Source organism: Sinorhizobium sp. GQ132, from assembly GCF_059758575.1.
Genome location: NZ_JCAXDX010000003.1, coordinates 515,188 through 538,238, shown reverse-complemented (window position 1 = coordinate 538,238; position 23,051 = coordinate 515,188). Strand labels below are relative to the sequence as shown.

Annotated in this window: 18 protein-coding genes; 9 read left to right on the top strand and 9 right to left on the bottom strand. The window is 62.7% G+C overall.

Going from position 1 to position 23,051, the window contains the following annotated elements; all coding sequences use genetic code 11:
- The first annotated feature begins 103 nt into the window (after window positions 1–103).
- Window positions 104–616 carry a DinB family protein gene (locus tag AC6CIG_RS10830; RefSeq protein WP_437411660.1) on the top strand — a complete coding sequence of 171 codons (513 nt, stop codon included), beginning with the start codon at window positions 104–106 and terminating at the stop codon, window positions 614–616.
- On the opposite strand, the gene AC6CIG_RS10825 is transcribed toward AC6CIG_RS10830, so the two are convergent.
- Complete coding sequence (locus AC6CIG_RS10825) at window positions 557–3,208, bottom strand: non-ribosomal peptide synthetase (RefSeq protein WP_437408852.1); 2,652 nt, start codon at window positions 3,206–3,208, stop codon at window positions 557–559. The two genes, AC6CIG_RS10830 and AC6CIG_RS10825, sit on opposite strands and share 60 nt — an antisense overlap.
- 233 nt (window positions 3,209–3,441) lie before the next feature.
- Window positions 3,442–3,723: a hypothetical protein gene (locus AC6CIG_RS10820; protein ID WP_003531620.1), complete on the bottom strand. Its 282-nt coding sequence runs from the start codon at window positions 3,721–3,723 to the stop codon at window positions 3,442–3,444.
- Between the two features lie 310 nt (window positions 3,724–4,033).
- On the opposite strand from AC6CIG_RS10820, the gene AC6CIG_RS10815 reads away from it, so the two are divergent.
- The gene (locus tag AC6CIG_RS10815; RefSeq protein ID WP_324763177.1) at window positions 4,034–5,923 is read left to right on the top strand and encodes an ABC-F family ATP-binding cassette domain-containing protein; all 1,890 of its coding nucleotides are present in this window, start codon (window positions 4,034–4,036) and stop codon (window positions 5,921–5,923) included.
- Between the two features lie 87 nt (window positions 5,924–6,010).
- Here AC6CIG_RS10815 and AC6CIG_RS10810 read toward each other — a convergent pair whose 3' ends face one another.
- Entirely contained in the window at window positions 6,011–6,850 is an 840-nt protein-coding gene (locus AC6CIG_RS10810; RefSeq protein ID WP_437408851.1) for a GNAT family N-acetyltransferase, read from the bottom strand.
- Window positions 6,851–7,031: 181 nt separating this feature from the next.
- On the opposite strand from AC6CIG_RS10810, the gene AC6CIG_RS10805 reads away from it, so the two are divergent.
- Window positions 7,032–7,958, top strand: coding sequence for a Gfo/Idh/MocA family protein (locus AC6CIG_RS10805; protein WP_275596510.1), 927 nt, complete (start codon window positions 7,032–7,034; stop codon window positions 7,956–7,958).
- Between the two features lie 176 nt (window positions 7,959–8,134).
- Here the strand turns inward: AC6CIG_RS10805 and AC6CIG_RS10800 are convergent, their stop codons facing one another.
- The gene (locus tag AC6CIG_RS10800) at window positions 8,135–8,584 is read right to left on the bottom strand and encodes a DNA polymerase III subunit chi (protein ID WP_100672117.1); all 450 of its coding nucleotides are present in this window, start codon (window positions 8,582–8,584) and stop codon (window positions 8,135–8,137) included.
- Between the two features lie 19 nt (window positions 8,585–8,603).
- Entirely contained in the window at window positions 8,604–10,097 is a 1,494-nt protein-coding gene (locus AC6CIG_RS10795) for a leucyl aminopeptidase (RefSeq protein WP_437408850.1), read from the bottom strand.
- A gap of 313 nt (window positions 10,098–10,410) precedes the next feature.
- Here AC6CIG_RS10795 and lptF point away from each other — a divergent pair, with 313 nt between their 5' ends.
- The 6 genes from lptF to rsmA all read left to right on the top strand — a co-directional run bounded on the left by lptF (window position 10,411) and on the right by rsmA (window position 18,175).
- Entirely contained in the window at window positions 10,411–11,583 is a 1,173-nt protein-coding gene (lptF, locus tag AC6CIG_RS10790) for an LPS export ABC transporter permease LptF (RefSeq protein ID WP_018094671.1), read from the top strand.
- On the top strand, window positions 11,580–12,662 hold the full coding sequence (gene lptG, locus AC6CIG_RS10785; RefSeq protein WP_437411676.1) for an LPS export ABC transporter permease LptG: 1,083 nt from the start codon (window positions 11,580–11,582) through the stop codon (window positions 12,660–12,662). Before lptF ends, lptG begins: the two co-directional genes overlap by 4 nt.
- Complete coding sequence (locus AC6CIG_RS10780; RefSeq protein WP_018094669.1) at window positions 12,662–15,007, top strand: LPS-assembly protein LptD; 2,346 nt, start codon at window positions 12,662–12,664, stop codon at window positions 15,005–15,007. The genes lptG and AC6CIG_RS10780 overlap by 1 nt, the downstream gene beginning before the upstream one ends.
- A gap of 355 nt (window positions 15,008–15,362) precedes the next feature.
- Complete coding sequence (locus tag AC6CIG_RS10775; RefSeq protein ID WP_018094668.1) at window positions 15,363–16,313, top strand: SurA N-terminal domain-containing protein; 951 nt, start codon at window positions 15,363–15,365, stop codon at window positions 16,311–16,313.
- A gap of 9 nt (window positions 16,314–16,322) precedes the next feature.
- On the top strand, window positions 16,323–17,351 hold the full coding sequence (gene pdxA / locus AC6CIG_RS10770) for a 4-hydroxythreonine-4-phosphate dehydrogenase PdxA (protein WP_437408849.1): 1,029 nt from the start codon (window positions 16,323–16,325) through the stop codon (window positions 17,349–17,351).
- Complete coding sequence (rsmA, locus tag AC6CIG_RS10765) at window positions 17,351–18,175, top strand: 16S rRNA (adenine(1518)-N(6)/adenine(1519)-N(6))-dimethyltransferase RsmA (RefSeq protein WP_018094666.1); 825 nt, start codon at window positions 17,351–17,353, stop codon at window positions 18,173–18,175. The genes pdxA and rsmA overlap by 1 nt, the downstream gene beginning before the upstream one ends.
- 114 nt (window positions 18,176–18,289) lie before the next feature.
- On the opposite strand, the gene gmk is transcribed toward rsmA, so the two are convergent.
- The 4 genes from gmk to fabF form a co-directional block, all read right to left on the bottom strand.
- A complete protein-coding gene (gene gmk, locus AC6CIG_RS10760; RefSeq protein ID WP_018094665.1) occupies window positions 18,290–18,949 on the bottom strand; it encodes a guanylate kinase in 660 nt (219 codons plus the stop codon).
- 3 nt (window positions 18,950–18,952) lie between these two features.
- Window positions 18,953–19,840 (bottom strand): YicC/YloC family endoribonuclease, encoded by an 888-nt coding sequence (locus AC6CIG_RS10755; RefSeq protein WP_437408847.1) that lies wholly within the window; start codon window positions 19,838–19,840, stop codon window positions 18,953–18,955.
- A gap of 246 nt (window positions 19,841–20,086) precedes the next feature.
- Window positions 20,087–21,286, bottom strand: coding sequence for an endolytic transglycosylase MltG (gene mltG / locus AC6CIG_RS10750; RefSeq protein WP_437408846.1), 1,200 nt, complete (start codon window positions 21,284–21,286; stop codon window positions 20,087–20,089).
- Between the two features lie 324 nt (window positions 21,287–21,610).
- Window positions 21,611–22,876: a beta-ketoacyl-ACP synthase II gene (gene fabF / locus AC6CIG_RS10745; protein ID WP_018094662.1), complete on the bottom strand. Its 1,266-nt coding sequence runs from the start codon at window positions 22,874–22,876 to the stop codon at window positions 21,611–21,613.
- Window positions 22,877–23,051 lie beyond the last annotated feature (175 nt).

Here is a 23,051-nt window from a genome sequence, read left to right as displayed (position 1 = left end):
CGGATCAAATCACTTAATTTCATCAGTAGCATTCGACACCCTGATACGGATTCGCGATAGGTTGCCGACCACACGAGGAGCCGACCACACGAGGAGATTGCCGATGCTCGACCACTACCGGATGTTTGCCGACTACAATCGCTGGGCGAACCGGCGTGTCTACGCTGCCGTCTCGGAACTATCGGATTCGGAATACCGGGAGGACAAGGGAGCCTTCTTCGGCTCGCTGCACGGGACGCTGAACCATATCCTCGCGGCGGACCGGATCTGGATGAAGCGGTTTACGAAAGAGGGCGAGGCGCCGTCGCAACTCGACGCCATTCTACACGAAGATTTCACCGGACTGGCGCCGGCGCGGGCGGCCGAGGACGACCGCATCATTGCCTGGGTCGACAGCCTCGACGAGGCGCGCCTTGCCGGGCACTTCACCTACTCTCCGCTCACCAATCCGGTCGAGGTCACGGAACGGCTCGCACGGACGCTCGCTCACTTCTTCAACCATCAGACCCATCATCGCGGCCAGGCGCATGCGACCTTGACCGCGCTTAGGCAGCCCTCACTGACGCTGGACCTGGTTTTCTTCCTGCGGACCGAGGGCAAGAAGTGGGCCGATTGAAGCGAGGCCGGAGCCGCCCTCCGTTGCAAGCGAGATGCGCCTGTCTCGGGCACCGGCGAGCCACGCGATAAGTCGACCCTGCCCCAGCCAGGCGGCAATGCCGAGCGCGATGCCCCCCAGGATTGAGCAGAAGGCAAACGCCAGCGGCGACAGCAACGGCCGGATCGGCAGCAACAGCAACTCCGGCACGAAGCGGTGCAGGATGTAGATATGAAAGCCCGCTGCGGAAAGCGGCAGGATCAGCCGCGTACCCCATTGCGGCATGCGAATGCGCGGCAGGAAGAGCAGCGCCGCCAGGACGGCGATCTGCAGCAGATATTTGACTTTCGTCCCGATCCAGACGCCCTCATAAAGTCCGAGGAACAGGAAAACGCCTGTTCCTGCCAGCATTACCATCGAGCGTTCTTTCCACGTTTCGGCAACTGCCGCACACCAGCCGAGCACCGCCATGTAGAAGATCCATGGAAGGGTGAATATCTGGCGGTTGCCGATATCGACGAGAAGCGGAAACGCCATCCGCGCAGCGAAGGCCGCGGCAAACAACGCCATGCCCACGGCAAGAGGTCTTCTGGCCGCGGCGCGCCGGACGACCGGAACGGCAAACAGAGCGCCAAACACCAGCAGCATCTGACAATAGGCTTCGATGAACCAGTAGAGATAGGGCACCATGCCGTGGCGCCCGGGGTCGGCAAAGCCGAAATTCCCGACGAGAAAGACCGACGCCCAGGGTATCTGGCCCCAGGCGAGCGTGTAGCCCGCCACGATCAGATAATAGGGGACGAGAATCTGGACGAGCGGCCGCAGCAGCTTGTCTATCGCGCCGGAGAGCAGTGCGCCGCTCTGGAAGCGCGCTAGACCGAAGCCGGCGAGAATGACCATGGCAGCCGATCCTCCCGGAATCGGCCAAAGCGTCTCGTGGTGGACCACGACCAGCAGGATCGCCAGCGCCCGGATCAGGAGATCCGCGCCGATCCGGCGGCTCTTTCGCTCGCGGCTGCCGAGGGCGGCGAGTTCGCCGATCGAGAGCTTTTCCCAGGCCTCCGGCAGTTCTCCGAGCCTCCTCTCGAGGCCGATCGAAAGCTGGACGAAACGGAGCGAATCGCCACCGAGCGACAGAAAGCTGTCCTCCCGTCGAACCTTCTTCGGATAGAAGAGCTGGGCAAAAAGCGCCTCGACGTCCCCCTCTTCCGAACTGCCGCACGTTGCCGCGGCCGGCCGCTTGCGAAGGGCCGGGTAATCGATCTTGCCGGATGTCAATCTCGGCAACTTGTCGAGGCGGGAAGCCCCTACATGCATCAAGGTCAAGCCGCTCGCCTCGACGAGCAGGCGGCGAACTTCATCCGGATCGCGGTTTCCCACATAATAGGCATGGATTTCGGTGTCGCTGCCGACCACGGCCGCGGCGACTCCGTGCCGCTCCAGGGCCGCCTCCAGACCGTCGTGACCTATTCGGAGGCCGGCAATCTTCGATATCCGCTTTGTTCGTCCGACGATCCGGAAGAGCCCGTCCGCATCTCTTACGGCCAGATCGCCGGTCCGCAATTCCGACAACTCGGCCCCTCGCGCGAGATCGGCGCGTGACGAAGCGTAGCCCATCATCACATTCGGCCCGCGATAGACAAGCTCGCCGGGCTGATCGGCGCTGGAGATTATCCTTCCACCGTCGTCCTCTAGCGTCAGGCTGCCGCCCGGGATGGCGATGCCGATCCGGTCTTCCCTGCCCCGGAGACGGTCCGGCGGCATATAGGCCATGCGAGCGGTTGCCTCTGTCTGGCCGTACATCACGAAAAGGCACGCGTTGCGCGCGGAGAGATGCTCATTGTAGCGGCGAACGAGTTCCGGCGCCAAACGTCCGCCGGCCACAGTCATGAAGCGCAGCGCCGGAAAGTCCCGCTCCCGGAATCCCGCCATTTCCAGGAGGTCGTAGGAATAGGGGACTCCGGCAAAATTGGAGCTGCCGCTCTGCGCAAGTTCATCGAGGAAGCCCTCGTCGAGGATGGAACAGCCCGGCATGTAGACGCTCGCGCCCACGGCGAGGTGGGCGTTAAGGACGGAAAGCCCGTAGGAATAGTGAAGCGGCAGGATGAGGCAGCCTCGGTCCGCTGCCGTCAAACCGAGATATTCCGCGATTGACCGCGCATTGGACTGGATATTCATGTGCGACAGCCGCACCCATTTTCCTTGCCCGGTGCTGCCGGACGTCGAGAGCAGGACGGCAAGTTCGGGATGCGGTGTGATCGCATCTCCCGCCAGCCGCTCCATGCGCCAGCGACCGCCGAAGCGGCGGTAGCAATATTCCGGCTTGAAGACGTCGCGATCCTCGGCCATGGAAGCGGTGCCGCACAGGGCGACCGCGTGGCCCGCCTCGAGTGCTGCGAGATAAGCGACGATAGCGTGTTCGGAAAGATCGGCCTCGATTATGACCAGGCCGCGATCGCCGCGCCACCGAGAAGCGAGCCGGTCGATGCGCTCGGCAAGTTCGCTGTAACTCACGATCCGCCCGCCGCGCAAAAGCAGCGCCGGCCGGTCGCGCCGCGCAGCAAGACTTGCAACACCGAACGGAGACACCGAAACTTCGCCTGAGCCGCCCAAAACCACCTCCATTTTAGCACGGCGGCATATTATTGCTGACTCCCATCGTCAAGTATAAAGGGCGAAGCGGAGAGAGGACGTTGTGCGAAACGGTTTTGCGCGCGGAGTGCGCCGTTTGAAAAGGCCACCCCGGAGCACGAAAGACCCGGTTCGGGGGAACCGGGCCTTTCGTTCGGGCGGAGCCAGAGGCGCGTGGGAGGCCGCGCCCGCTCCATGACTCGTCGGCTGTGGCCTTAGCGGCTGAGGCCCTGGTAATATTCGCCTTCACCGCCGGAAACGACCTTCGGCTGCGGAGCATAGCCGACCGAACCGGTGGACGTACGGTCGAGGGAGCCGTCGGCACGGCGAACGGCCGTCTGGTCACCGGCTCGCGCTGCGCGTTCGGTGTAGAGCGGCTTGTCGCTGACACCCTGATAATAGCTGCCGCCGGCAAAGGCTGCGGATGCACCGCCGAGAACGGCTGTGGCAACGAGGGTGGCGGCGAGAGCAGTATGGATTGCGTTCCTCATGATCATCACTCCTGATCGGTCGTTCGCTTGAACGAAGGTTTCGTCGCGACCGCCTTGATCGGCACCATTCCGGACGCGGTGGCCTCGCCGATGGCGCCCGGTCCGATCAAAGGGTCAGAAGAGCATTCTCGTGCTCTCCGTCCGAAGATGTGGGGCCTCATGATGAGGATGGGAAGTATTGATTATCGGAACACGTTGTCCATGAATCCATAACAATCCTTACTTGAAAATGCCTTCGGCATCCTTATTCGAGCGATCGCGAGAGCAGTGGCGCGAGCCTCTTGCCTTCCCGAAAAAGTCCGGGCAAAAGGCCCGGATGATCCAGATATCCGGCCTCTCCGCCCGCATTGCGGGCCGTCTGCTTATCGACAACGCTTCCGTGACGCTCCCGGCGGGCACGAAGGCCGGGCTCGTCGGGCGCAACGGCGCCGGCAAGTCCACACTGTTTCGGGTCATCACCGGCGAGCTTGCGGCGGAAGCCGGCGGTGTTTTCTTGCCGAAGAACGCGCGGATCGGGCAGGTCGCACAGGAAGCGCCGGGGACGGAAGAGCCTCTGATCGAAATCGTGCTCAACGCCGACAGGGAACGCACCGCGCTCATCGCGGAGTCGGAGACGGCGATCGACCCGCACAGGATCGCCGAGATCCAGACGCGGCTCGCCGACATCGGCGCCCATTCGGCGGAAGCGCGCGCGGCAAGCATTCTCGCCGGTCTCGGCTTCGACCACGAGGCGCAGAAACGCCCCGCCTCCTCCTTTTCCGGTGGCTGGCGCATGCGCGTGGCGCTTGCCGCGGTCCTTTTTTCGGAGCCCGATCTGCTGCTCCTCGACGAGCCGACCAACTATCTCGACCTCGAAGGAACGCTGTGGCTCGAGGACTATATTCGCCGTTATCCGCACACGGTGATCATCATCAGCCACGATCGCGACCTCCTGAACACCGCGGTGAACGCGATCGTTCACCTCGATCAGAAGAAGCTCACCTTCTACCGCGGCTCCTACGATCAGTTCGAGCGGCAGAAGGCGGAAGCGGACGAACTGCAGATGAAGGCGAAGGCCAAGAACGAGGCGGCCCGCAAGCATCTGCAGAGCTTCATCGATCGCTTCAAGGCCAAGGCTTCCAAGGCCCGTCAGGCCCAGAGCCGCATCAAGGCATTGGAGCGGATGGGCACCGTTGCAGCCGTGATCGAAGACCATGTCCAGGGCTTCACCTTTCCGGACCCGGAGAAGCAGGTGGCCTCGCCCATCGTCGCCATCCAGGGCGGCGCGGTCGGCTACGAACCGGGCAAGCCTATCCTGAAGAGGCTCAATCTGCGCATCGATGCGGACGACCGGATCGCGCTTCTCGGGTCCAACGGCAACGGCAAGTCCACTTTTGCGAAGTTCATCGCCGGGCGCCTCCCGGCGCAAAGCGGCGAGGTGCGGATCGCCCCGGGGCTGAAGGTGGGCTTCTTCGCCCAGCACCAGCTCGACGACCTCGTGCCGACGCAGAGTGCCGTGGAGCACGTCCGCCGCCGCATGCCGGAAGCGCCGGAAGCGAAGGTGCGCTCCCGCGTGGCGCAGATGGGACTTGCAACCGAGAAGATGGACACCGCGGCCAAGGATCTCTCCGGTGGCGAAAAGGCGCGGCTTCTTATGGGCCTTGCCGCCTTCGAGGCGCCAAGTCTGCTTATCCTTGACGAGCCCACCAACCATCTCGACATCGACAGCCGCAATGCACTGATCGCCGCCCTCAACGACTTCTCCGGCGCGGTCATCCTCATTTCGCATGATCGCCACCTGATCGAAGCGACGGCCGACCGGCTGTGGCTGGTGCGCGAAGGAACCGTCACGAACTACGACGGCGACCTCGAGGACTATCGCGGGCTGATCGTCGGCGGGCCGAAGCCCAGGGACGACAAGCCCAGGGTGAACGGATCGGATGAGGCGCTCTCCAAGGCAGACCAGCGAAAGGTGAATGCGGACAGGCGAGCCTCACTGGCACCGCTCAGGAAAAAGATCAATGAGATCGAGTCCTTGACGGCCAAACTGGAGAAAGTGATTCAGGCCCTTGATGCGGAGCTTGCAGATCCCGCGCTTTACGAGAAGGCCCCGGCAAAAGCGGCTCAGCGCGCCAAGGAGCGCGCCGATGCCGTCGAGAAACTTGCTGCTGCGGAAGAGCAATGGCTGGAGCTGTCGGCGGAATACGAGGAAGCGATGGCGGGATAATCAGCCCGGCTGCTCTCGATCACGATGTTTTTAGGTCGGGTCGACCTAAAAACATCGGCGGAAATGGCACAGTTTTCCTCATCCCCTCTAACCGAGCTCAAAGGTCGTGATCCCGTAAATCCGTGCAAGCGGCAGATCCGGTGCCGGTCCGCGATACATGCGGGCGGTCTCGAAAACCGGCTTCATGTTGTAGCGCGTGCACAGTGCTCGGGCGGACGCATTCGGCTCGGGAACGTCCAAATAGATCCGTTCCCCGCCGGTGCCGGTTGCGAGCTTGCGAAACAGGAGATCCGCACCGGTCTCGCTGTCGGCGAGCAGCGGACCGATCTTGTAGCCTTCGCGGCACTTGCGGATCGTTCCGTAACCGGTGATGGCGCCGTCTCGCAGCAGGACCACGCTTCTGCGCGTCTGCAATTGCTTGGTCCATTCGCGCAGAAACGCCTCGCGCCGCGTTGGATTGAACCTCATGTCATAATCGATCAGCGTCGCCGAATGCACCGGCGCCACGTCGACAAGCTCGGTGCCGGGCGGCTCGGTCACGTTCACCACGCCGCCGTAGCGTATGTTCGCGTGCGCCCAGCCGAAACCCGATTTCCGATAGTTTCCCTGCTGGCCCACGACCCCGTCGAGGCCGATGGTCCGCCCCTCGGCCCTCGCGATTGCCCACTTCCAAAGCTCGAGGCCGATGCCCCTGCCCCGATACGCCTCGTCGGCGATGAAAAACCCGAGAAATGCGTAACCGCTGCCATAGCGCACGAGCGAAATGGCAGCGGCAAGCCGCTCTTCCTCGACCGCGACCCAGTAGCCTTCTGGATCGGCGGCCCAGAAAGCATTGCCGTCGTCAGTACCGGGATTCCATCCCTCCCTGGCGGCCCAGTCGATGATCGTGTCGAGCTCGGCCCGTGTCGCAAGACGAATATGTGGCATCTGAAATCCTGACTTCGGAGACCCCCTCGAGAGGCAAGAAGACGGACAAGATAGATTTGGGTTCCATCTTGTCCACCCAAGCGCCTAGGCTAATTTTTGCAACTGGATGCCGGCTTGTCGGCATTTCCCAATCTGCTAAAAGGGTGCGGAATAAATCATACTAATCAGGGCGGAAAACACCATGTCCCCAATCAACATTGCCATCGTTGGCGTCGGCAAGATCGTGCGCGATCAACATCTGCCGGCGCTTGCGAAGAACGCGGACTACCGCCTGATCGCAGCCGCGAGCCGCCATGGAACGGTGGACGGCATCGACAATTTCAAGTCGATCGAGGCCATGCTCGAGGCCGTGCCGGGGGTCGAGGCGGTTTCGCTCTGCATGCCGCCGCAATACCGCTACGAGGCGGCGCGTACCGCACTTGCCGCCGGCAAGCATGTCTTCCTCGAAAAGCCGCCGGGCGCGACTTTGAGCGAGGTCGCGGACCTGGAGGCGCTGGCGGACGAGAAAGGCGTTTCGCTTTTCGCGAGCTGGCACTCGCGTTATGCGCCGGCGGTGGAGGCGGCAAAGACGTTTCTGGCGTCGACCGCGATCCGCAACGTCCGGATCATCTGGAAGGAAGATGTTCGCCACTGGCATCCGAATCAGGAGTGGATCTGGGCAGCCGGCGGGCTGGGCGTCTTCGACCCCGGCATCAATGCGCTCTCGATCATGACCCACATCCTGCCCCGGCCGGTCTTCATCACCTCCGCGACACTCGAATTTCCCGAAAACCGCGACGCGCCGATCGCCGCCACGATCGCCTTCAGCGATGCCGAAAAGCTCGATGTCGCTGCCGAGTTCGATTGGCGCCAGACAGGCAAGCAGAGCTGGGACATCGTCGCTGAAACCGACGCGGGCGAGATGGTCCTCTCCGAGGGCGGCGCCAAACTCGCGATCGACGGCAAGATCGTCCACGAGGAGCCCGAGCAGGAGTACCCCATGCTCTATCGGCGTTTCGCCGAGATCATCAAAGCCGGCAGATCGGATGTCGACCTGGCGCCGCTCCGGCACGTGGCCGACGCCTTCATGCTCGGTCGCCGCAAATTCGTCGAGGCATTCCACGACTAAGTGTGGCGTGTGCGGACATGGTGCTGTCGCCCTCGCCGCCGCTGATGCCCCTCTCCCCGGTTAAACCCGAGGGGACGAGTACGACGCTGCCGCGAGTCTCTTTCGCACCGCCTGCGGGGAGAAGGTGGAAGGCAGGCCGGATGCGGTGCAACCGGTTCCGGCCTGATTCGCGTCGATCACGCCTTCTTTTCCCATCTTCCGTCACGGTTCTGCTGCCAGTAGGTGAGATTGTGCCCCTCGCCCTTTAGCCGCTTCCACTGATCGCGCGCCGCCTCGAGCTGCTGCTGGTCGTAGCCGTCGAACATGAAAACAACCCGCTCATATTCCGAAACCGGCGGCGGCTCGGCGCCGTCGACGACGAAGCGCACAGTCGCGGCATTCCGGTTGCCTTCATCGGCGACGACGAGAATCGGTTGCTCCGCCGCGAAATCGCCGGCGTCCGTCCCGTGCGGCAGGAAGCTGTCGTCCCGATAGACCCATAGATGCGTATCCAGCGCATCGCGCCTTTCGGCGTCGATCGTCTGCACGACCACCCGCCAGCCGCGCTCGATGCTCTTGTCGAGCAGCGGCGGCAGGGCGTCTTCGAGCTTCGATTCCGTCAGGTGGTAAAAAAGGATCTCGGTCATTCCGATCTCGGGCCAACGGTCACGATTCGTAGTTCGCGCGCACCAGCTGGTCGAGGAGACGAACGCCGAAGCCCGAGCCCCATGACTGGTTGATCTCGTCGGTCGGCGAGCCCATGGCGGTGCCGGCGATGTCGAGATGCGCCCAGGGGGTGTCCTTGACGAAGCGTTTCAGGAACTGCGCCGCGGTGACAGAGCCGCCGTGCCGGCCGCCGGTGTTCTTCATATCGGCGAACTTGCTGTCGATCATCTTGTCGTATTCCTTGCCGAGCGGCATCCGCCACAGTCGTTCCTGCGTCGCCAAACCGGCGGCGAGCAACTGCTCTGCCAGCCGGTCGTCGTTCGAAAACAGCCCCGCGTAATGATTGCTGAGCGCTACCATGATCGCGCCGGTCAGCGTTGCCAGATCGATCATCAGCTGCGGCTTGAAGCGATCATTGCAGTACCAGAGGGCATCGCCGAGGACGAGCCTGCCTTCGGCGTCGGTGTTGATCACCTCGATCGTCTGCCCGGACATGGACGTCACGATGTCGCCCGGCCGCTGGGCACTTCCGTCCGGCATGTTCTCCACGAGCCCGATGATACCTATGGCATTGACGGCTGCCTTGCGCGCGGCAAGGACATGCATGAGGCCGGTCACTGCCGCCGCTCCGCCCATATCGCCCTTCATTTCCTCCATGCCGGAAGCGGGCTTGATCGAAATGCCGCCGGTGTCGAAGACGACCCCCTTGCCGATGAAGGCGACCGGCCTTTCCTTGGCCTTTCCGCCCTTCCACTGCATGACCACCAGCCGCGGCGGACGGGACGAGCCTTGCGCCACGCCGAGGAGTGCGCCCATGCCGAGCTTCTTCATCTCCCGCTCGGTCAGGATCTCGACATCCACGCCGAGTTTTTCCAGTTCCTTCGCGCGCGCCGCGAACTCGACGGGGCCCAGCACGTTGGCGGGCTCGTTGACGAGATCGCGCGCCAGAAACACGCCTTCACCGACCGCCTGCGCCGTCATAAAGGCCTTTTTCGCTGCGATCACCGTGCCGGTGACGATGGTGACCTTGACCGGTTTCTGCGCCGCCTTCGGCTCGTCATCCGATTTCCGGGTCTTGTAGCTCTCGAAGCCGTAGGCATTCATTTCCATGCCAAGGGCGAAATCCGCAGCTGCCTTGCCGGTGACTTCGAGCCCCGGCGCATCGAGGAAAACCGTGATCTTTTCGGCAGACCGCGATTTCGCAGCCGCGGCGCCACCGGCCTTCAGCCAGTCGTGATCGCCGACGCCGCCCGCGTCCCCGAGGCCGAGCAGGACAATCCGATCGGCCGGCGAGCCGTGCGGCGCAATGACGTCGAGGGTCGAGAGCGCCTTGCCCGTGAACTTCCCGATCTTCGCCGCCTTCGGCAGGACGCCCTCCGGATCGGCGACAGCCGCCCCGGCCGCTTCCTTGGCTCCCGCAACCTGCAGGAGTACCGCGACGCCGCCGGCCGGGCGGTGGGATTTGCTGAAAGAAAACTCGAATTTCATCGGCATGCAGGACTCCAGGCACTTTCTGACGGTGGCGCCCGGCCTGTTACCGGACGGCTACAGTGACCGACATTCGCGACGTCGGCGGTGATCGAAGCTGTGGGCCGCACCCTTCTCGCTTTTCAGGCGCTTGGCAAGATGCTCGCACATGTTTACATGCGGTTAACCGAAATTCTTCGGCTTATATTTTCCCTGTTGTCGCATATTCCGATTCGCGGCACGGGGACGAAGACGGCCACCTCGGCCGGCAAGAAATTGTGCGCTCGTCCGCAACCGAACGGCATACGAAATTGAGCAGGACCTTGGACCGGATACGGCTATGAAGCTCATCGAACGCTACATATTCCGGCGCGCCACGATCATGTTCCTGGCGACGCTCCTGCCGTTGATGGGCATCGTGTGGACCACGCAGGCGCTCACCAATGTCAACCTCGTTACCGACAGCGGTCAGTCGATCATCGCTTTCCTGAAGCTCGCGACGCTGATTCTGCCGTCGGTCGTGCCGATCATCCTGCCCTTTGCCTTGGTGATCGGCGTGACGCAGACGCTGAGCGCGATGAACACCGATTCAGAGCTTACGGTGCTCAGTGCCGCCGGCAGTTCGCGCATGTCCATCATCCGGCCGGTGATGTTTCTCGCGGCAGGACTGAGCGTCCTCTCCTTCGCCATCGACAATTTCGTCGAGCCTTATTCGCGCGTTGCGGTACGCAAGATGATCGCGACGGCCCATGCGGATCTGCTTGCCTCCGTCGTCCAGGAGAACGCATTCCGCAAGATTGCCGACGGGCTTTACGTTCAGGTCGGCGCCCGCCGCAGCGGCGGCGTGCTGCAGGGCATCTTCGTCGCCGATGCGCGCGATCCGAATTTCGAACTCGTCTACTATGCGCGCGAAGGAGCCGTCGACGAGGAACGCTCCGCGCTGGTGATGAAGGACGGAGAGGTCCACCGCAAACTGCCGGACGGCGACGTTTCCATCATCAAGTTCGACTCCTACGCCTTCGATCTGACCGACCTGACCAGGATGGCGGGAGAGGCCAATATCCGCGCCAAGGACCGCGATCTCTTCTATCTGCTTGACCCCGATCCCGACGACGAAGCCTACAAGAGAGCTCCGCGCGCCTTTGCGGCGGAGCTGCACCGGCGCTTCACCGAATGGACCTTTCCGCTGCTCTTCGGCCTCATTGCACTGGTCGTCAGCAGCGATGCCCGGTCGCATCGCGAAGCACGCGTGCACCCCATGGTCAGCGCCCTTGGAGCGGCTCTGGTCATCCGGTGGATGACGTTCTACGCGGCCAACAGCGCCGAAGATTCGGTATGGTTCGTGCCGCTCATGTATCTGATCCCGCTGGTGACGGGAGCGCTTGCCATACAGCAGCTTGCCAGCAACCGGCGCCTCGACATCCCCATGACCTGGCAGGAAAAGCTCACGGACCTCATGGTCAGGCTACGGCTCGTGCGGCCGGCGGGCGCCGACGGGGAGCAGCCCTCATGATTTTCAACACGCTCGGACGCTATTTCTTCAAACGTTATGCACGCACCACGTTTTGGTTCCTCGTCGGCATTTTCGCGCTGATCTTCATCATCGACTTCAGCGAACTGACCAGCCGCATGTCGAACCTGCCACATTACACGGTGTCGGGCGCGCTGCTGATGACCGCGTTCCGCATTCCGACGATTCTGCAGCAAACGGTGCCCTTCGTCGCGCTTTTCGCGGCGATGGCTGCATTGATCTCCCTTAACCGGCGCTATGAACTCGTCGTAACCCGGGCGGCGGGCATTTCCGTCTGGCAATTCCTGCGTCCGTTCGTCGTCGGCTCGCTGCTCTTCGGCGTGCTTGCCGTGGTCGTGATCAACCCGCTTGCCGCTTGGGGAACCAAGAAGGCGGAAGCGCTGGAGGCCGAGTGGGGCTCCACCCGTTCGGCCGCCGCGAACTCGATTCCCTGGCTCCGGCAGATCTACGACGGTACCGACACGATCATCGGCGCACGCTCCGTCCAGAACGGCGGCACCGAGCTGATCAACGTGACCGTTATCCACTTCGATCCACAGGGCGCAATCACGCTCCGGCAGGATGCGAAGTCGGCGAAACTCGAAGATGGTTACTGGCTTCTTAACGGCGTCGTCGAGACGGAGGTCGGGCGCCTGCCGCGTCGTATGGAAACGGCACAGCTTCGCACCAACCTGAAGCCGGATTTCGTCCAGGAACGTCTGGCGAAGGCTGATTCTATTCAGTTTTTTGACCTTCCGCGGAAAATCGAAGTGGCACGGTCCTTCGGCTTTTCCACCAACGGCCTGGAAACGCAATTTCACTCTCTCATGTCGCTGCCGCTGCTGCTCGTCGCCATGACGCTGATCGCCGCCTGCGTCTCGTTAAAATTTAGCCGGTTCAACCAATCTCGATCGGTGATTCTCGGTGGAATCCTATCGGGCTTCGTGCTTTATGTCGTCACCGTGCTTGTCAAAGCATTCGGGAGCAGCGGCATTGTGCCTCCGTTCGTTGCAGCCTGGCTGCCGGTTGTTGTAGCAATGGCGCTGGGCTCGACGATTCTACTGCATCAGGAGGATGGCTAGTGGCGGCAGGCAACCGCAAACGCATGAAGCTTACCAACGCTGCCCTGCTTGCAGGCGTGGCGCTGCATATGCTTGCCATCGGAATGAATGCGCCAGCCAAGGCGCAGGACGCAGGGACGCGAATCGACGAACTGCAGCCGAATATTCCTGCCGACGCCAAGCTGCTGCTGACCGCCAATGAGCTCGTCTACAATCGCGACACGGAAAAGGTGACCGTACGCGGCAATGTGCAGATCGAATACGGCGGCTACAAGATGGTGGCCCGGCAGGTCGATTACGACCAGAAATCCGGCCGCATCCTCGCGACCGGCGACATCCAGCTCATCGAGCCGGGCGGCAACATCGTTTATGCCGACAGAATGGACGTCACCGACGACTTCGGCAACGGCTTCGTCCAGGCCCTCAGGATCGAAACGACGGATCTGACGCGCCTGGCGGCGGAAACCGGCGAAAGACGCAATGGCGAGGAATTCATCCTCAACAAGGCTGTCTACACCGCCTGCACGCCGTGCAACACCAAGCCGGAACATCGCTCTCTGTGGCACATCAAGGCCCAGCGAATCATTCAGAACGGACGCACCCGTACCATTCGGCTCGAGCACGCCTATTTCGAGCTCTTCGGCAAGCCGATCGCCTACATTCCGGTGATGGAAATCCCGGACCATACGGTCAAGCGCAAGAGTGGCTTCCTGTTCCCGCAGTTCCGCTACACGCAAAAGCTCGGCGCCGGCGTAGGAGTGCCCTACTACTGGGCGATCTCGCCCTACATGGACGCGACGATCACCGGCACCGGGCTGACCCGCCAGGGTTTTCTCCTTGAAGGTGAGTTCCGGCAGCAGTTCCACAACGGCCTGCATACGCTGAACGTCGCCGGCATCAGCCAGCTGGACAGGGAGCAATTCACACCGGGAACCGTGGACGCGCTGGAAACCAATCGCGGCATGATCGCTTCGCGGGGCAAGTTCGAGATCAATCCGCGCTGGAGCTTCGGCTGGAACGTCCTCGTCCAGTCGGACAACAACTTCGCCAAGACCTACGATCTGTCGACCTTCGACGGCACGACCTATGTGAACCAGGCCTATCTCACGGGCCTTGGAAAACGCAATTATTTCGACCTGCGGGCCTTCTATTTCGACATCCAGGATGCCGACCCAAACAGCCTCGACGAAAACAAGCAGCCTATCGCGCAGGTCCTCGACTATTCCTACACTGCACCGGAGCCGATCCTGGGCGGCGAACTCAACGCCGATTTCAACCTTACCAACATCAAGCGCAACCGGCTCGACAGGATAAACGTGTTGGGGGTCGAGCGCTTCCGCGGCCTCGAGGGTACCTCGCACAGGCTCACCGGCGAACTCGAATGGAAGCGGACCTTCATTGCGCCCGGCGGACTTGTGCTGACACCGCTGCTCGCGGCACGCGGCGATGCCCTCGGCATGAATGTGGATGACCCGGTCGGTTATACCGGCAACTTCAGCAGCAGCGATGCCGAGACCCGTAGAATGTTGACCGCCGGTCTCGAGGCGCGCTATCCGATCCTCTTCGCTGGAGAGACGAGCACCCACGTTCTCGAGCCGATCGGACAGCTATATGCGCGTCCGGACGAGCAATATGCAGGCGGACTGCCGAACGAAGACGCGCAGAGTTTCGTCTTCGATGCGACCAACCTCTTCGATCGCGACAAATTCTCCGGTTACGATCGCATCGAGGGCGGCACGCGCGCGAATATCGGTCTGCGCTATACCGGAAGCTTCGACAGCGGCTTCGGCCTGCGCGCCATAGCCGGCCAGTCGTTTCACCTTGGCGGCCTCAATTCCTTCGCGACGGACGATCTCGTCAAGGCCGGGGCGGATTCGGGCCTCGAAACCGACAGTTCCGACTATGTCGCCATGCTGGGTATCGATGCCCCGTCGGGTCTGATGGCGAGCCTCTCCGGACGGCTGGACGAAAGCGACTTCTCGCTGCGCCGGGCCGATGCAACGGTCGGCTATCTCGGGCTGAACTGGCAGGCCGCTCTCACCTATACGCGGATCGAAGCGCAGCCGACCTATGGCTCACCGTTCGATCAGGACGAAATCCAGACCGCTGCCGCCTACCGGTTCCACGAATATTGGTCCGTTTTCGGCGCGGTGACCTACGATATCGACGCGGGCGTCGTCTCCCGCAACGGCCTCGGCATCACCTATGACGACCAGGACACCCTGTTCTCGATCGTCTACAAGCAGGAGCGGGACACCGACAGTTCGCTTGCGAACGATTGGTCGATCGGCGCCCGGATCAGCTTCCGCACGCTCGGTGACGTCTATGTCGGCGACACCAAGTTCGACGAGCTGGACTACTTCTAGAGCGTTTGAAACGGCGCACTTCCGGACGGAAACCGTTCCACGTTTTCCTGGAAGTGCTCTGAAGTGGCCATGTTCCGCCCTTGCCGCATCGGCCCGATCGGAATCGACTTTCGCAAAGGACGATGCGTCGGTTCCATAAGTTGAAGCGTCCTTCCGGCGTCCGCTCGGACGCACGGCGCTCCGGCGTGAATCGATCATGCGGTCTTGTCATTGTTTGGCCGCATGTATTATGCATTTCCCTCGCATTGACACCTATGACGCCCCGCGACTTGCGGAGCGCGCAGAGCTCGCCGTAGCAAGGTCGGCAGTGTGGCAACTGAAGCCGCCGGCAACGGGAGGCAGAACGAACAGGGGAATGATGATGGGCGGGAAAAACGCGATCGTGAGGTTGCTTTCGGCGGTTGCACTGGCGGGTGCGCTGAGTGTCGCAGCGGGTACGGCTACCACGGTAATGGCGGCGAGTACCGTCGAGGTGGTCGTCAACGGCACCGTGATCACCTCAGGCGACGTAGCCAAGCGGGTCGCTTTCCTTCGGCTTCAGCGGCAAAGCGGCGGCGCGGCCGAAGCCAAGCAGCAGCTCGTCGACGAGGTACTGAAGCGCGCCGAGATCGCGCGCGTTCAGCAGTCCGTCAGCACGGAGGAGGTCGATGCCGCCTTCGCGCGTTTCGCCGCCGGGAACAAGCTTTCGCCGGAGCAGCTCGGCAAGATCCTTGACCAGGCCGGCGTCGGCATCGACCATTTCAAGCAGTATATCGCAGTCCAGATGAGCTGGCCGCGTGTCGTCAACTTCCGCTACGGCAGTGCCAGCCGCCTTTCCGGCGGCGACCTCGTCAAGCGCATGATGCAGGGCGGCGGCAACAAGCCGGTCACGACGGAATATTTCCTGCAGCAGGTCATCTTCGTCATTCCCGAATCGAAGCGCGGCGCCATTACGGCGAAGCGGCAGGCTGAAGCCAATGCCTCGCGCTCGCAGTTTCCAGGTTGCGACACCTCAAAGGCCTTCGCGGCGAACTATCGCGACGTTTCGATCCGCAGCCTCGGCCGGATTCTGGCACAGCAGCTGCCCGAAGATTGGAAGCCGCTCGTCGAAAAGGCCGGCGACGGCATGACGACGGGTACGCGCGTTACCGAAAAAGGCGTCGAATATCTGGCAATCTGCAAGAAGCGTCAGGTCAACGACGACGCCGCCGCCGAGATCGTCTTCCGCGCCGAGGATCTCGGCAAGAAGAGGGCCGAGGGGGAAGACCCGAACAGCGCCAAATATCTTGAAGAACTGCGCTCGAAGGCGCAGATCGCCAACAAGTAACGAGCCGGTATGAGCGAGACGAGCATCGGGCCGGTCGCCCTGACCATGGGCGATCCGGCCGGGATCGGCCCGGACATCAGCCTCTCCGTATGGGCGAAGCGGGCCGATCGGGCGACACCGCCGTTTCTTTATGTGGGCGATCCGGCGGTACTCGCCGCCCGTGCCAAGCTCCTGGGTCTGACCGTGCCGATATGCGAGACCGATTGTCACGGGGCCGTCGCCGCTTTCCGGCAGGCGCTCCCCGTTTGGCCGGTCCGCTCCCCTGCCCCCGTCGTTCCCGGTAATCCCGATGCGGCGAATGCTTCCGCCGTAACCGATGCGATCGACACCGCCGTCCGGCTCGTGCTGGCGGGAGAGGCGTCCGCCATCGCCACCAATCCGATTGCCAAGGCAGTGCTCTACGAGGCGGGGTTCCGCTTCCCGGGCCACACCGAATATCTCGCGGATCTCGCCGCGCGTGCAACGGGCGTTGCCGCCCTGCCGGTGATGATGCTCGCCGGGCCGAAGCTGCGCGCGGTCCCGGTCACGATCCATATCCCGCTCAAGGACGTTCCAGCCGCGCTGACGCCGGACTTGATTTACGAGACCTGCACGATCACCGCGGCCGACCTCAGGAGCCGTTTCGGTCTGCCGGCGCCGCGCCTGGCGATTGCCGGTCTCAATCCGCATGCGGGCGAAGGCGGCGCGCTCGGCCGCGAGGACGATGCCGTCATCCGCCCCGTCATCGATCGGCTGCGCGCCGAGGGGCTGGACGTCGTCGGCCCCCTGCCGGCAGACACCATGTTTCACGATCGCGCGAGAGAAAGCTACGACGTCGCCATCTGCATGTATCACGATCAGGCATTGATCCCGGCCAAGGCGCTCGGTTTCGACGACAGCGTCAATGTCACGCTGGGCCTGCCCTTCATCAGAACCTCTCCGGATCACGGAACCGCCTTCAGTCTCGCGGGGAAAGGGATCGCGCGCGCGGAAAGCCTTCTTGCGGCACTGCGGCTTGCAGAAGAACTTGCCCGCAACGCCGGCAGGACGAAGCGCTGATGGCGGCTCTCGACGGTCTGCCGCCGCTACGCGACGTCATCCAGCGCCACGGTCTCGACGCGAAGAAGGCGCTCGGTCAGAATTTCCTCCTCGATCTCAACCTTACCCAGAAGATCGCGCGCACCGCCGGTCCGCTTGAGGACGCGACGGTGATCGAAGTCGGTCCGGGTCCCGGCGGCCTTACACGGGCGATCCTCGCTCTGGGGGCCAAGAAGGTCGTTGCGATCGAGCGCGATTCGCGCTGCCTGCCGGCACTCGCCGAGATCGGCGCCCATTATCCGGGGCGGCTCGACATCATCGAGGGCGACGCATTGAAGGTGGACTTCGAATCGCTTGCCGACGGCCCGGTGCGCATCATCGCCAATCTACCCTACAACGTCGGCACACAGCTTCTCGTCAATTGGCTGCTGCCAGGGCACTGGCCGCCCTTCTGGCAATCCCTGACACTGATGTTCCAGCGCGAGGTCGGCCTGAGGATCGTCGCCGGCGCCGATGACGATCACTACGGCAGGCTCGGCGTCCTCTGCGGCTGGCGTACAAAGGCGCGTCTGGCATTCGACGTGCCGCCGCAGGCCTTCACACCGCCGCCCAAAGTGACGTCGACGGTCGTCCATCTCGAGCCTGTCGAAGCTCCGATCCCCTGCTCGCCCGCGGTCCTGGAGAAGGTCACCCAGGCAGCCTTCGGCCAACGGCGCAAGATGCTCCGCCAGAGCCTGAAACCCCTCGGTGGCGAGGCGCTGCTTGCAAAGGCGGGCATCGATCCGCAACGTCGCGCGGAAACCCTGACTGTGGAAGAATTTTGCCGACTGGCCAATTGTCTGTAGAGTCGGGCGCTTGCGACAGCGCAGGAACGAGCCCGCAGCCGCCGGTTGTCTTCCCCCTCATACGCCTGCCGGCCCCCTCTTCCCGCGAGGCGGGCGAAGGGACAAGCGGCGCGCTCAGAGTGGATTTTCCGTCAGCAGTCCGTTGACGAATTCGAAGAGGCCGGGGCGCCGGTCGCGGCGAAGGCGCTCGGCTTCGACGATCGCCCTGACGGCGGAGAAGGCCCGGTCGAGATCGTCGTTGACCACGATGTAGTCGTATTCGCGCCAGTGCTCGATTTCGGCGCGCGAATTGGCCAGCCGCGTCGCGATGACCTCTTCACTATCCTCGGCGCGCCGATGGAGCCGCGACTGCAGCTCCGCCATGGACGGCGGCAGGATGAAGATCGATACCACGTCGCCCGCCATTTTTTCCTGCAGCTGCTGGGCGCCCTGCCAGTCGATGTCGAAGAGCATGTCCCGCCCTTCGCCCATCGCCTTCTCGACGGCGTCACGCGGCGTGCCGTAGTAATTACCGTGCACTTCGGCCCATTCGAGCAGCGAGTCCGTTGCCCTCAGTGCCTCGAACTCTCGGATCGACTTGAAAAAATAGTGCCGCCCCTCGATCTCGCTCGGCCGCCGCGAACGCGTCGTCACGCTCACTGAAATGCTCAAGTCCGGATCGGCTTCGAGCAGATTGCGCGCGATCGTAGACTTCCCCGCACCTGAGGGCGATGAAATCACGAGCATCAGCCCGCGGCGAGCGATCTTGATGGGCGAAACGGTCGCCGGTTTCATATCCTACTCCAGATTCTGAACCTGTTCGCGGAACTGGTCGATCACGACCTTCAATTCGATACCGGCGGCAGACACGGCAGCGGCATTCGATTTCGAACAGATGGTATTCGATTCTCGGTTAAATTCCTGTGCAAGGAAATCGAGCTTGCGTCCGACCGGCCCGCCCTTTGTCAGGAGGTCGCGGGCAGCGCCGATATGGGAACCCAGCCGATCGAGTTCCTCCCGAAGATCGGCCTTCGTCGCAAGCAGCGCGACCTCCGCATGCAGCCTTTCGCGGTCGATGCCGGACGCGTTGGCCATGATCACCGAAACCTGCTGCGCCAGCCTGTCGGCGATCGCCTGCGGGCTGCGGGACGGATCGTTTTCGACTACCGCGGTCAGCTTCTCGATGCGCTCCACCTGGGCGAGCAGCACCTGCCCGAGCGCCTTGCCCTCGTCTTCCCGCATCGTCCGCAGATCGGCGAGCGCGCCTTCCAGGCCGGCGAGTATCTCCGCGTCGCGTTCCGCGCGCTCGTTCTCGCTCTCCTCCGGCTCGCGGAAGTCGACGATGCCGCGAATGGAAAGCAGCGTATCGAGTTTGAGCGGCGCCGGATCGACGACATCGCCCAATCGTTCGCGAAGCTTCAGGACGGCGGCGAGCGCTTCCTCGTTGAGAACTGCCTCCGCCGAAACTTCAGTACCGCTCAGCGAAAGGCCGACCTGCAGGTTCCCTCGCGAGAAATACTGCGAGGCGAGACGTCGGCAGTCGGGTTCGATACGTTCCAGTCCCGGCGGCAGGCGAAGCCGCATGTCGAGACCTTTGCCGTTGACCGAACGGAGTTCCCAGGCCCAGCGATACCGTCCGGTGCTCCCTTCTTTCCTGGCAAAGCCGGTCATCGATTGGAGCGGCATCGTTTCCTCCGTTGGCAGTGATTCGTTAAAGTGACAACGATTTCTGTACCTCCGAGGGAGGCACGACATTGTCGTTGAGGGAAGCACTATGGCGACAGCGCCGAACTCCGCAAGAAATATCCGCGCGGCGGCGAGCCCGTCCACATGAGGCTGAGGCGCGCCGCATTTTTTTCACGCGGCGCGCCTCAGGTTTTGCTTTCGTGCATGTCGTTATCCCAAACCGCTGCGCGGTTTTGGCGACGTGTATTATTGCTGAGTCCCGGTCTGCGTGACGGCATCCTGTGCCGCCTCGGTGGCCTTCGCCGCCTCCGCTGCCCTCTCCGCCTCGATCTTGCGCCAGCGCCGCACATTGGCATTGTGCTCCTCGAGCGTCTCCGCAAAGACGTGTCCACCGGTGCCGTCGGCGACGAAGTAGAGTTCGGGCGTGCGCGACGGATTGGCGACGGCTTCGAGCGCCGCCCGGCCCGGATTTGCGATCGGCGTCGGCGGCAGACCTTTGATGAGATAGGTGTTGTACGGCGTCTGCTTGTCGAGGTCGGACCTCAGGATCGCCCGGTTGGCGGGTTTGCCTTCGCCCCCGAAGATGCCGTAGATGATCGTCGGATCCGACTGCAGCCTCATGCCCTTTTCCAGGCGATTGATGAACACGGAAGCGACCCGCGGTCGCTCGTCCGCGCGGCCGGTCTCCTTTTCCACGATCGACGCAAGAGTTACGAATTCCTCTATGGTCGACACGGGAAGATCCGGATCCCGCTTCTCCCAGATCTGCTGTACCAGCGCCTCCTGGGCAGCGGTCATCTGCTTGATGATCTCGTTACGGTCGGTTCCGCGGGTGAACTTGTAGGTGTCCGGCTTCAGGGAGCCTTCGGGCGGCAGCTCCGCCGGCAGATCGCCGACAAGAACCGGATCGTCGGCAAGCCTGTGGAACATCTGCTTCACGGTCAAACCCTCGGGCAGCGAGACGGAGTAGAGGATCGACTTGCCGGATTTCAGAAGCTCCATGATCTCCTGCATCGATGCATGCGCCTTGATTTCATACTCGCCGGCCTTGAGCGTGTCATTGCTCAGATAGGCTTCCGAAACGAACCGGAATACGCGGCTGTCGGTAATGATCTCGTTGCGCTCCAGATTGCTGGCAATCTCGCTGATGCCCGCGCCGCTGCGAACGATGAAGTTCTTGTTCGCCTCCAAGGGACCCGGCTTCTCATATTCGTGCATGGCATAATAGACGGCCCCGGCGGCCGCGAGTGCCACGAAGACGACCACGGTCATGACGAAGTTGAGAAAGATGACGACTTGGCTGCGCGCCTTGCGTGAACGCTTCGGCGGGTGGGGAACTCTTTCGGGACGCAGCGCTTCGTTGGCCGACTTCGGAATGATCGGCCCGTTGCTCCCGGTTTCATTGCGGCCGAATTGCACCGCGCTGTTATCGTTTGAGTCGCTCACGATTGTCCCGATTCCGAAATTCGCAACCTTTTCAAACCGCCGCCGGTGCGAATTTCGGATTAGACCGGCGACCAGTGAATGTTACGGCGGCCTCTGCGGCTCCGGTGAAAGAGCGGCCTGCCCTGCGATGAATATCCTACAATTACCAGATGTGGCTTGCGCGAACATAGCCCTTGGCGGCGGCCCCGAGTCGTCGCCACTCCAGCGACAGCTTGTAGCGAGCATTGCGGCAAAAAGCGGGATCGCGGGTCGATGCAGATCGGAAGATCTGCCCGAATTCCGCTTACCCTGGCAACCCGTTTCGCAACACGCCCGCTCGAGGGATCAATGGCCGGTGTAACGGCGCAGAATCAGCGACGCGTTGGTGCCGCCGAAACCGAACGAGTTCGACAGGGCCACATTGATCTCGCGCTTGCGCGCGACATGCGGCACCAGATCGATCTTCGTCTCGACGGAAGGATTGTCGAGGTTGAGCGTCGGCGGGGCGACATTGTCGCGAATTGCGAGCGCCGAGAAGATGGCCTCGACCGCGCCGGCCGCTCCGAGCAGATGCCCGATGGCCGATTTCGTCGAGGACATGGAGATCCTCGAAGCACTGTCTCCGACCAGCCGTTCGACCGCGCCGAGCTCGATCGTGTCGGCCATCGTCGATGTTCCGTGGGCGTTGATATAGTCGATGTCCGCAGCCGTGACGCCCGCGCGCTTCAACGCCATCTGCATGCAGCGGTAAGCGCCTTCGCCGTCTTCGGACGGAGCGGTGATGTGGAAGGCGTCGCCGGACAGGCCGTATCCGATCACTTCGGCGTAGATCTTGGCACCGCGCGCCTTTGCGTGCTCCAGTTCTTCCAGAACGACGACGCCCGCACCCTCGCCCATGACGAAGCCGTCACGATCGGCGTCATAGGGCCGCGAGGCCTTCTCAGGATTGTCGTTGTGCTGGGTCGAGAGCGCCTTGCAGGCGGCGAAGCCTGCGAGCGATATCCGACAGATCGGCGATTCCGTACCACCGGCAACCATCACGTCCGCATCCCCGAGCGCGATCAGCCGGCTGGCGTCGCCGATCGCATGCGCGCCGGTCGAGCAGGCCGTCACGACGGAATGGTTGGGACCGCGCAGCTTGTGGCGGATGGAAACCTGACCGGCTGCGAGATTGATCAGCCGCCCGGGAATGAAGAACGGGGAGATACGCCGCGGACCCTTGTCGCGCAGGGTGTAACCCGCATCGACGATACCTTCCAGTCCGCCGATGCCGGAGCCGATCAGGACGCCGGTCGAAATCTGGTCTTCGTCGCTTTCGGGTTTCCAGCCGGCATCCGCCAGCGCCATATCGGCAGCGGCCATCGCATAGACGATGAAGGGATCGACCTTGCGCTGTTCCTTGGGCTCCATCCAGTCGTCGGCATTGAACGTGCCGTTGCTGCCATCGCCGAAGGGAATGCGGCAGGCAATCTTGGCGGGAAGGTCCTCGACCTCGAACTCGGTGACCTTGCGGGCTGCATTGTCGCCGGCCAGAAGACGCGCCCAGCTGACTTCGGTTCCGCAACCCAGAGGAGATACCATGCCGGTACCGGTGATAACGACACGTCTCATACCCGTGACCCACCCTGACTGTTCAATTCAACCGCCGGACCGGACCACGCGACGATCGCGACCCGCGCATGCATTGCAAATCTCGTTACAGCGTCGTGAAGACGCGCAAAGGTCGCTGTGACCTTATGGTTCCTTGCATGTTCTTGTCCCTGGACGGACTCCAATCAGGAGACAT